General features: G+C 39.3%; 12 protein-coding genes. 9 read left to right on the top strand and 3 right to left on the bottom strand.

The window, feature by feature from the left end; translation table 11 throughout:
* The 7 genes from CA598_RS30115 to CA598_RS30085 form a co-directional block, all read left to right on the top strand.
* On the top strand, positions 1-499 hold a 499-nt coding region (locus tag CA598_RS30115), incomplete at its 5' end, for a hypothetical protein (protein ID WP_218832634.1).
* A gap of 192 nt (positions 500-691) precedes the next feature.
* The gene (locus CA598_RS30110) at positions 692-2,704 is read left to right on the top strand and encodes a serine hydrolase domain-containing protein (protein ID WP_094878866.1); all 2,013 of its coding nucleotides are present in this window, start codon (positions 692-694) and stop codon (positions 2,702-2,704) included.
* Positions 2,705-2,846: 142 nt separating this feature from the next.
* Complete coding sequence (locus tag CA598_RS30105) at positions 2,847-3,578, top strand: class I SAM-dependent DNA methyltransferase (RefSeq protein ID WP_094878865.1); 732 nt, start codon at positions 2,847-2,849, stop codon at positions 3,576-3,578.
* 65 nt (positions 3,579-3,643) lie between these two features.
* The gene (locus tag CA598_RS30100; protein WP_094878864.1) at positions 3,644-4,240 is read left to right on the top strand and encodes a hypothetical protein; all 597 of its coding nucleotides are present in this window, start codon (positions 3,644-3,646) and stop codon (positions 4,238-4,240) included.
* Positions 4,237-4,821 (top strand): adenylyl-sulfate kinase, encoded by a 585-nt coding sequence (gene cysC / locus CA598_RS30095; protein ID WP_306440494.1) that lies wholly within the window; start codon positions 4,237-4,239, stop codon positions 4,819-4,821. The genes CA598_RS30100 and cysC overlap by 4 nt, the downstream gene beginning before the upstream one ends.
* A gap of 18 nt (positions 4,822-4,839) precedes the next feature.
* Positions 4,840-5,619 (top strand): SDR family oxidoreductase, encoded by a 780-nt coding sequence (locus CA598_RS30090; protein WP_094874755.1) that lies wholly within the window; start codon positions 4,840-4,842, stop codon positions 5,617-5,619.
* 139 nt (positions 5,620-5,758) lie between these two features.
* Positions 5,759-6,235 carry a GNAT family N-acetyltransferase gene (locus tag CA598_RS30085; protein WP_094874754.1) on the top strand — a complete coding sequence of 159 codons (477 nt, stop codon included), beginning with the start codon at positions 5,759-5,761 and terminating at the stop codon, positions 6,233-6,235.
* 165 nt (positions 6,236-6,400) lie between these two features.
* Here CA598_RS30085 and CA598_RS30080 read toward each other — a convergent pair whose 3' ends face one another.
* The 3 genes from CA598_RS30080 to CA598_RS30070 form a co-directional block, all read right to left on the bottom strand.
* Complete coding sequence (locus CA598_RS30080) at positions 6,401-6,760, bottom strand: VOC family protein (protein WP_094878862.1); 360 nt, start codon at positions 6,758-6,760, stop codon at positions 6,401-6,403.
* 52 nt (positions 6,761-6,812) lie between these two features.
* Entirely contained in the window at positions 6,813-7,223 is a 411-nt protein-coding gene (locus CA598_RS30075; protein ID WP_256990711.1) for an SRPBCC family protein, read from the bottom strand.
* 80 nt (positions 7,224-7,303) lie between these two features.
* A complete protein-coding gene (locus CA598_RS30070) occupies positions 7,304-8,116 on the bottom strand; it encodes a helix-turn-helix domain-containing protein (RefSeq protein ID WP_094878861.1) in 813 nt (270 codons plus the stop codon).
* Between the two features lie 132 nt (positions 8,117-8,248).
* On the opposite strand from CA598_RS30070, the gene CA598_RS30065 reads away from it, so the two are divergent.
* Both CA598_RS30065 and CA598_RS30060 read left to right on the top strand, forming a co-directional pair.
* Positions 8,249-8,953 (top strand): class I SAM-dependent methyltransferase, encoded by a 705-nt coding sequence (locus CA598_RS30065; RefSeq protein ID WP_094878860.1) that lies wholly within the window; start codon positions 8,249-8,251, stop codon positions 8,951-8,953.
* Positions 8,954-8,973: 20 nt separating this feature from the next.
* Positions 8,974-9,723, top strand: a complete 750-nt coding sequence (locus CA598_RS30060) for a DUF4184 family protein (protein ID WP_094878859.1) — start codon at positions 8,974-8,976, stop codon at positions 9,721-9,723.
* Positions 9,724-9,936 lie beyond the last annotated feature (213 nt).

Below are 9,936 nucleotides of genomic sequence, written 5' to 3'. Positions count from 1 at the left end.
AAAGGAGGGGCACATGGATCTTATAGGGGTTTATAGAGTAAGGCGTCCGTCGTTAATACCGCTGCTGGTGTATATCAGTCTGCTAATGGGGATTCAAATATTTCAAATTTATAACCTGAACTATCGCTATACCGCTAGCGACGATTTGGTGCTTTCTTGTTTACTTTATGGTCAGGCTATTATTTGTCTGATTGTCGCATTCGTGTTAGTCTACAGGATATTTACCATCAGAAGGGTTGTTGAAATTCAGATTCAACCGGAATCTATATTAATAGAAGATCTAAGAATAGAAGCAGAGCGGATTAATGATATTTATATAAAGGGATATTTTAGTCCTGTAGTTGGGATTAGACCTAAAGTGAATAAATTTGTTCCTTATAAATTATGTTTTAATTTTTTGTCCCAAAAAGATGAAGATGAAGTGATGAAACAGTTAAAAGCTTGGGCCGAACGAAATCAGATCAAAGTAACGCATAAAAATTTTTCAAGATGGCTATAAGCTTCTTTAGACTAATATACGAAATGGAAGACACTGACTCCTTGTTGGTGTCTTTTTTGATTAGCCTACACGTCATATGACATGTAACAAAGCTAAGTGGTGACAGAACGTTTCTAGCGAGAATGACATTCCGTTTGTGATACTCAGAACAGATTCGGAATTCACAAATAACCCTATAGAGGAGAATGGATTATGAAGAAAAAGACACGCAGGCTCAGCGTCATCGCACTATTATTATCAGCAGCTGTATTTACAGCATGTTCAGCACCAGTCTCCAGTAACGCAACAAACACGACTGAAGCTCAAACTACGACGGAGGAAAGGTCAAACAGCGCTAAAGTAGCTTTTAATGGAAAAGAAATCGAGACTTTCGCGGACCCTATATTTGCGCAGAAAATGAAGGAATACAATGTGAACGGATCCAATTTTGTAGTGGTTAAAGACGGAAAGGTGCTTGTGAATAAAGGGTACGGATATGCGGACAAAGAAAAGAAAACCCTTGTCGATAAGAATACCGTCTTTCAGATCGCATCCGTCTCGAAGACATTTACCGCTTTAGCAGCTCTGCAGCTAGTGGAACAAGGAAAGATGGATCTTGATCACGATATCAATACGTATCTTGGAGGAATGAAAGTACCTAATGAAACGGAAACTCCGTTAACCTTAAGAAGTATGTTGTCATACACAACGGGCTTTGATTACCCGGATAAAGCTAACTTTGTTGCACCGGAATATGTAGATCAAGACATCCCCATGAAAAAGTTTATGACGGAGCATATGCCGACGGTCGTTCGGACACCAGGTGAAGCTTACACCTATGATAATTTTGCCTTTTTACTTGCGGGTTACGCGATTGAGAACATAAGTGGTATCCCGTTTTATAAGTATATGGAGAACCAGGTGTTCAAACCGTTAGGGATGGACTCTACCAGTGCACGTTTTACCCCAGAGCTTTTAGATAGAATGGCCACACATTATGGTCCAGATGGAAAACCTCATCCAACCTTTGGGCATGCTCCTACTGATGGGCCACAGGGCAGCATCCTTTCCACAGGAGAAGATATGGCTAAATATTTAACTCTTTTTCAACAACAGGGTAGCGTGAATGGAAAGCAAATCATTAGTAAAGAAACCACAAAGATGATGCAAACGTACTCCGTTTTTGCGAATGAATTGCTTCCGATGACGACGATTGGAGGATTTGAAGGGTATCGTAATGATCTGATGAACGGCCATCATGTGGTTCTCAAAGGGGGGAATATGCCTGGTCATCAATCCCTGATCGTATTATTGCCCGAGGAGAATACCGCTTTCTATATGTCTTATAACAATGACACAATGATGAGCTTAGATATTTATGAAGCCTTGATGGATCACTATTTCCCTGAAAAGAAAGCGCCAGAGGCGCCAACGTATCTCCCATTGCCTGCATCAGAAGCTGCTAAATATACTGGAACTTATTTGAACACAAGATTCTATTTCTTGAAATCGAACTTCACCTACGCAGATGGCAATCTGATTATGGAAACTGGAACTAGCGGTACACATACGTTAAGAATGATTAATCCGCTATTGTTCGAAGATGAATCAGGTAATAAATTGGCCTTTAAAAAAGATCATAACGATCAGATCGAATATTTTTATTATACGAATCCTAATAGCCCAGACTTTGTTTCAGATGCTCGTAAGGTGCACACGAAGCCAGCATTCGCTGATGTATCTGAGGAGAGCGCTTATAAATCTTACATCGACAACCTGTATTCGCTTGATGTGATAAGTGCTAAATCTGGCAACAATTTCGAACCACAGGAAACCATGACACAAGGTGAGTTTATGGATGCTCTAATTCTTGCCCATGGATGGTACGGCTTTCCTCATTTAATTGAGGGGAATAAAGAATTAACGAAAAAAGGAATCCCTGGTTTTGATCGTAATGCTGTCATCACAAGACAAGTAGCAGCCGTTATGATTCAAAATTTAAAACAAGCTAAGAAAGCATCGGAAATCACGCTTAAGGGGGATACAGATGTTTGGGCCGCTGATGCGATCACAGCCTTAGTCTCTCAAGGCATCGTCGATCCAGATACAAAAGTGAATGATGACGGGACTGTCGATTTTCGTTCTAAAAAGCCTTTGCTTCGCCAAGAAGCGAGTGCAATACTTGATCTTGCTTTTGGATACTATACGTTGCCAATCAAACACTAAGGAATTGGACGCCTCAGAGAGACTCTCTGGGGTGTTTTTTTATGATAGGTTTAAGAGCTAAATGAAATTATCGGTAGTATAAGGTTATTTTAAATGCTAAAATTACCCAAAAGTATACTCTAAACAGCAAGGGGGTATTTTTTTGGATTACAAAGGGTCATCAGTGTATGACAATGCGGATTTTTTCTATAACTATTTATTAAGAAGGAACAGAGCGGATAGCCCAAATAACATTATTGAAAAGCCGGTTATATATGATTTTATGGGCGATGTACTTGGGAAAAAGGTGCTCGATTTAGGATGCGGGGATGCTAAGTTCGGATATGAGTTGCTTGAGCAGGGATGTATCTTTTACGAAGGTGTGGAAGGTTCAAGTAATATGGTCAAAGCGGCAAAAGAACTATTAAATACATCTAAAAGTGAGATTCACCATGCTACTATGGAGAGTTGGAATTACCCAAAAGAGAAATATGATTTGGTAATCTCTCGATTGGCTATTCATTATTTACAAGACCTAGAACCAATCTTTGATAGTATCCGTAGTGCGCTTATCCCTAATGGTCAGTTTATTTTTAGTGTACAGCATCCGGTTCTAACATCATCCATGAAAAGTGCAACAACTTCAGAAAGAAAGTCGGACTGGATCGTCGATAACTATTTTGAAATGGGTAAGAGAATGGAGCCTTGGATTGGAGAAAGTGTAGTTAAGTACCACAGAACTTTTGAAGAGTATTTTCAGTCACTGAAACATGTTGGATTTAAAATAGAGGATATTAGAGAATGTAAACCAAATCCTCAGTTTTTTAATAGTGTAGGAGAGTATAAGAGAAGGATGAGAATCCCACTTTTTCTCGTGTTTAAATGTATAAAATAGTTTGTTGAAGTAACGCTAGTCTAATGAGCATATGAATGAAAAGAAATGCAATAAGGAGGACTAAGATGAAACGGATGCAGTTTATACGCCCAACCGAGCATTACGATCAAAGAATTACTGATATCGATGAGCAGATTTGTGCATTGATAAAACAACGTAAGGAAGGCTCGGATAATAATCCAGGATTCCCACCTTTTGAGTATATTTCAGATTGGGCGGCGAAGTTTGAACTCTACGAGGATTTTTTAAAATCGGTATTTGGGACATTATTTAGTGAAGAACATTTTAAGCCGATGGTCGAGCCAACGGGTTTTAGAAAACATATTGCTGTTCTACAATCTATTGAGGCAGATGAGTTCTTCTATACACTGACCTCTATACGACAATACAGGAATGCAAGTGTTATCACGCTTAGTATGGATTGGGATATTACCTCTGAATTATATGCCAATAAACTTCACCATTTTGAGCTGTATATAGGAGAAACGTACGATAGTCGAATGACGAACGGCGGAAGTTCATCAGGCCATGCAGCTTATAACTACGTAGTATCACCGCCGCTTCCTGATGATATCTCCGGTATAAATTTAGAGTTCAGGGAATTTAGTTCACCCTTAAAGAAGGATGGGACAGGTAATGAAATTGTGTTTAAGCTAGAATAACTATACAAAGTATTTTAACAATAGAATCTAGCAGGAAGAGGTACGTCTCTATGAATCAAATGATATGGCTAACTGGACTATCAGGTTCAGGTAAAACGACGCTTGCAGAGGAACTGAAAAATCACATTGAGAATTGCTACATTCTGGACGGTGATACATTGAGGAGAGGTATTAATCAGGATCTGCAATTTAGCGAAAAGGATCGATTGGAAGTTGGTAGAAGAATTGGTGAGATTGTTAAGATTCTGCTTGATGCGAACCTGAATGTGATCGTTGCCTCGATCTCTCCGTATCGCTCCACACGTGACAAAGTCCGTTCTCTGATAGGAGAATCGTATATGGAAGTTTATGTTCAATGCCCTTTGGATGTTTGTGAGAAGAGAGATCCGAAAGGTCTATATAAACAAGCAAGAGCCGGACAAATCAAGCATTTTACGGGTATTGATTCTCCATATGAGGAGCCCGTTAGCCCGGATGTGATCGTAGAGACAGACAAGTTTTCCATAGATGAATGTGTGTCGAAAATCCTTCAATGCCAATCAGCTATGAAAATTAGAGCGGGTGCCTATCCTCCTAATTAATGAATGGAGGTACTAGAGTTGAACTCATTGAAAAATAAAATAGCAATCGTTACTGGAGCAAGCAGATCCACAGGAATCGGAACAGCCATATGCCGTTCACTTGCAAGCCAGGGGGCAGATATTTTCTTTACGCATTGGCATCCTTTTGATGAAACGGAAGGGAATGGTGGAGAAAAGGAATGGCCGGAGCAACTTTGTGCAGAACTGAAAAGCTTGGGAGTCAGGGCGAGTCACATGGAAGCAGATTTTTCCAATCCTGAAATCTCAATAAAGATTATGGATCAGGTAGAACAAACTTTAGGAAATGCTTCCATTTTAATTAACAATGCAGCTTATTGCGTGCCCACGAATTATCAGAACCTGAGCATCACTTCGTTAGATCAACACTATGTAGTGAACAATCGTGGCACGGTTTTACTCAGTACTGAATTTGCCAGAAGGTTCGAAAAGAATTATACAAAGGGGACTCCAGGTAGAATTATTTTTATGGTTTCTAAAGGGCCTGACCCTGATAACCTGGCTTATATATTGACAAAGGGTGCATTAATTGGATTAATTGAACCTCTTTCTGTTGGTTTAGCTCCGCTTCATATCACAGTCAATGGTTTTGATCCGGGTCCTACGGATTCCGGGTGGATAACGGATGAGATGAAAACTCATTTTTTACCTATGTTTCCAATGGGAAGAATCGGTTTGCCAGAAGATGCAGCTAGAGGCATTAGTTTCTTAGCGAGTGATGATTCGCAGTGGATTACGGGGCAAGTGATTAAGTCTGAAGGTGGATTTCTAGGAAAATAAAAGACATAAGTACTTCATCCTGGCTACCGATTGAACGGTAGCCTTTTTTAGCTAGTGGGCAGACTATCGCCATAAAACATGGAAAATGATGATATAATATCCAAACTCAATAATTTAGATATGAAGGGAGAAGCCCAGCATGATTACGCTCAGAAAGATCACACTAGAAAATCGACGTGCTATTTTCAATTTGGAGGTTTCAGACGATCAACGTCGCTTCGTAGCGTCCAATTTATCAAGTATGGCTTCGTGTTATGTCCTTGTAACCAATGGTGGTCATCCCTTTCCGTTTGCGATTTACGCGGATGAAGAGCCGGTTGGTTTTGTGATGATGACTTATGGTATTACTGGATATGAAGTGCCATCCTTTGTAAATGATAGCTATTGTATCCTGCGACTAATGATTGATAAAAGATACCAGAATCAGGGCTACGGCCGAGAAGCCATGACAAGAATTTTAGAATTTATCCGCACTCTACCGGCAGGCCCCGCACAATATTGCTGGATTTCTTATAAGGCTGATAACTTGCCCGCAAAAAGGCTCTATGAAAGCTTCGGTTTCCGTGACAGCGGCGAAATTATTGAAGAAGAGCTAACAACCGTATTGCGACTTTGATTTGCCTTATACGTTTGAACGGCACGTGGTATAGGGTCCTTTTTTTGATGCAGTATCAAATCACAATTCTAGTATCGGAGATGGAACTGGCTCCCATGTATTGATCGATGTCTGATAGCAATGAGACAAACCGCTACTCGAAAATGCAAGTAACGGTTTTACTAATTATCTATATTCCAACAGTTCAATTACATTGCCAAACGGATCTGCAATGACGCTATAGATGCCTGGAGGACACTCGCGAGGTTCATCGTAGAGCACTTCGATACCCAACTGCTTATATTGCTTAATGGAAGCGACTAGGTCCTCGACTTGGAGTCCAATTACAACTTGTGATTCTCTTGGATACTGAACTTGAGTAGAAAGCTCCACTTGACAGAGTACAATCGGAATAGGTTCATGCTTCAAGCTTACCAGTGAATCATCATACTGGGTTGAGATTTCGAATCCTAATTTATTACAATAGAAATCAATAGCTGTTGTCATATCTGCTACGTTAATAGAAATGACGGCGATGTTTGGCATACACTCATACCTCCAGATTATTTATTGACAGCACAACATTCGTGGCCAGCCTCTAACTTACTCTTAAGACTTGAAAGCATCTGCTCCCAAGCTTGCTCATGCCAGCTTCTGGTTCGGATTCTGTCCATCCCGAATGACATAACATAACGAGTGTACCAATGGAAACAGCTTTCAACTTTACCTCGACCTGTGTTAGATTTGCGGGATCATTCATGACCTCAGCAAACGGATTAGGACCTTTCCATTCAAAGATGAGGGAATATGGTGCGTCTATATGAAGTATTTTACAGCCAATGGTACTCATCGATTGCTTATGATTCGGATCGAAATAAAGTTCGTGTCTTCCACCTTTCTTCAAGTCGACTAATACTTCTGGTGCAAACCATTCTGATAGACGATCCGATTCAGTCCATGCCTTCCATACCAACTCTAGATTACTTTTCACGACCAATTTGAGATACAAGACTCATCTGATCACCTCTTTTCAAGAAGATTACTATCAATTGGTTTAAGTATATAGGATTATTTAGCTTGTAAAGTCTTCTAGTTTGCTCTCTTTCGGTTAAATTTCTCAAACAATAGCAGAGGTAAATTAACGACGATTGGTGGATCATAGGGGAGTGGGTCCCTTAAGAGGATCTTTACGTGCAACTTCGTTGTATGATCCACTTCAACAGGCTCATCATTTTTACCTCGCAAACATGCATCCAGCTTAAAATAGTCAACAGGATTACGACTCCAAGGAATACCTGCTGCAAGTATGTAATACGTACCAGGTGTGATATCAGTAAATAGGCATTCGCGATTGTTCATATTGAGCGCAGTGCCGATGATTGGTTTCTGATCAGGAATGGGGCGTGGAAACAGCCCTACGAATAATAGACCGCGAAAATCCGGTGGTGTCTCTAGCTGACAGCGAATGTACATGCGTGGTGAGAATGGCAGTTTGTCAGATGTTAAGGGTGTGTGTTCATACTGATTCATATGGGAGGCTAGTTCAGAAGAGGTGGCTGCAAACTTCTTAGGTGATAGGCCAACGAATTGCTTGAACCGATGATGGAAGGAGCCGGTACTTCGGAAGCCGATCGAGAGGATAATCTTCATTAGCAACGAAGGTTGTTTCAGTAACGCTTGTTTACCTGATTCCATTCGCAAGGCGGACAAATATTGGCGTGGTGAAATTCCTGTTACCTGCTTAAATATTCTCGTGAAGTGATAGGCGCTGTAACCAACCAGATGAGCGAGTTGTTCTGAAGTTATTTCTTCATCAAGATGCTCCTTCATGTATTGAATAGCTAGCTCCGTCGCGTGGATATAGCTATGATGTGGTAGATGAGTAGGCTCTATGTTAACCATCTCCTTCCTTATCATAGGGGGTTCATAGTGTGTAATATTAAAAAATCCTATATATGTAGTATTTTGGGTTTTATCTGAACGCAGTACAATGCTTACTTTAAAATATGTAATAAGGAAAGCTCGAGGTGTGGTATGGACAGAGTAGCGAATATAAGAACGGAAGAGAAGAGATATCATGACTTGTGTTACGATAGTTATAATTTGTTCGAGCCAGGTTCCTGGCTACATAGACCCGTAAAGACGGTAATTGATCTATTAGAAGAATACAGAGATCAAGAAAACTTAAGTGTATTAGATTTAGGAGCTGGGATTGGTAGGAATAGTATACCCATAGCAGAATTCTTGAAAAACAGAAATGGTAAGGTTGTTTGCGTGGATTTATTAGAGTCGGCCATAGAAAAATTAGAGAGTTATAGTCAGAAATTTGGGGTCGAACCCTTTATTGTGACAAGATTATCAGACATTGAACATTTCGTTATCGATAAGGAGGAGTATGACATTATTTTAGCAGTGTCTTCTTTGGAACATGTAAGTTCGGAGAAGGTACTTCACAGAAAACTTAATGAAATGATTTATGGAACAAAAACAAATGGGACCAATTGCATTATTATCGGATCGAGCATACAAGAGGTAAACCTTATAAATGGACAGGAATTAGATCCAATGTTTGAAGTGAATTTATCTACAGAGCAAATGATGAAATTATTAGTTGATCAGTACACTGGATGGGAAGTTCAACAACAATCTGTAAAACAATTAGAATATGAAATTGAAAGAAAAGGACAAGCTGTAAAACTGACAACAGACTCTATTACCTTTGTTGCTAAGAAGTTATAAAAAAACACTAGGAGATGATTATGCCTTTTACCTTTGCTCATCCTATTTTTGCACTTCCGTTTAAATATGTGAAACCAAAATATTTTAGTGCTACCGGCTTGATTCTAGGAAGTATGTCACCTGATTTTGAATATTTTATTATGCTTGAGCCCTATCAAAGTATAGGACATTCTCTAACAGGACTATTTTTGCAGGCGATTCCCCTATGTGTGATCCTTGCCGTGATTTTCCATAGTATCGTTAAGGAGATTTTAGTATTGCATCTTCCTTCAAACTATAATATCGATCAACGAGCATACAATACCTTGAGCAAGTGGAGTTTGAATTCTAAGGGCTGGGTAGTGTATATCCTATCTGTGATTATTGGTTTCTTAACACATGTGTTTATCGACGGGTTTACGCATTTTAATGGTTACTTTGTTGAGCGATATTCTCCTCTAAGAGAATTAATGATTTATAATTTACCTCTTTACAAAATACTTCAGCATTCTTTTTCGGTATCCGGATTACTCTTGCTAATCTGGATGATAATTAGTTCTTTGTATCGACACCATGAAACGGTAACGATAATGCCAACAGTAACAACAAAACAAAAAGTTATTTTCTGGACATCAGTAGTTGTTGTAGCTGTAGCTGTAACCAGTATGAAGTTACTTTTTAGTTCGAGCAGGAATATAATTGGTATTTTTGTGGTTTCGCCTATTACAGGGGGATATTTAGGAATACTGCTTGTATCGATCATAATAAGAGGTTTACAAAAGACAAAATAATCATAATTCGTTAAATAAATTACGAGTAAGAATATCATCGCATCATTAAAGTATTCATTGGTTGTTTTTTGCAATAATAGAATTTATAAAATTTCTAGACTACGGAGAAATGTGAAACAAATTCAATGAATGGTCTATATTCAACTGCTGGCTAAGGGGACCTTATATCCTTCGAAATGCATATTTTAGTCGAGCTTACGGACAAATGTATGC

The organism is Paenibacillus sp. VTT E-133291, assembly GCF_002264395.1.
GTDB lineage: Bacteria > Bacillota > Bacilli > Paenibacillales > Paenibacillaceae > Paenibacillus_AQ > Paenibacillus_AQ nitricinens.
The sequence above is the reverse complement of the archived record's forward strand: the minus strand, read 5'-3'. Positions and strand labels throughout refer to the sequence as shown.

Bases quoted from the DNA above. Each gene is read 5' to 3' on its own strand.
- CA598_RS30085 (WP_094874754.1), top strand. From the start codon at position 5,759: ATGATTACGCTCAGAAAGATCACACTAGAAAATCGACGTGCTATTTTC.
- CA598_RS30110 (WP_094878866.1), top strand. From the start codon at position 692: ATGAAGAAAAAGACACGCAGGCTCAGCGTCATCGCACTATTATTATCA.
- CA598_RS30100 (WP_094878864.1), top strand. From the start codon at position 3,644: ATGAAACGGATGCAGTTTATACGCCCAACCGAGCATTACGATCAAAGA.
- CA598_RS30060 (WP_094878859.1), top strand. From the start codon at position 8,974: ATGCCTTTTACCTTTGCTCATCCTATTTTTGCACTTCCGTTTAAATAT.
- CA598_RS30065 (WP_094878860.1), top strand. From the start codon at position 8,249: ATGGACAGAGTAGCGAATATAAGAACGGAAGAGAAGAGATATCATGAC.
- CA598_RS30070 (WP_094878861.1), bottom strand. From the start codon at position 8,116: ATGGTTAACATAGAGCCTACTCATCTACCACATCATAGCTATATCCAC.
- CA598_RS30080 (WP_094878862.1), bottom strand. From the start codon at position 6,760: ATGCCAAACATCGCCGTCATTTCTATTAACGTAGCAGATATGACAACA.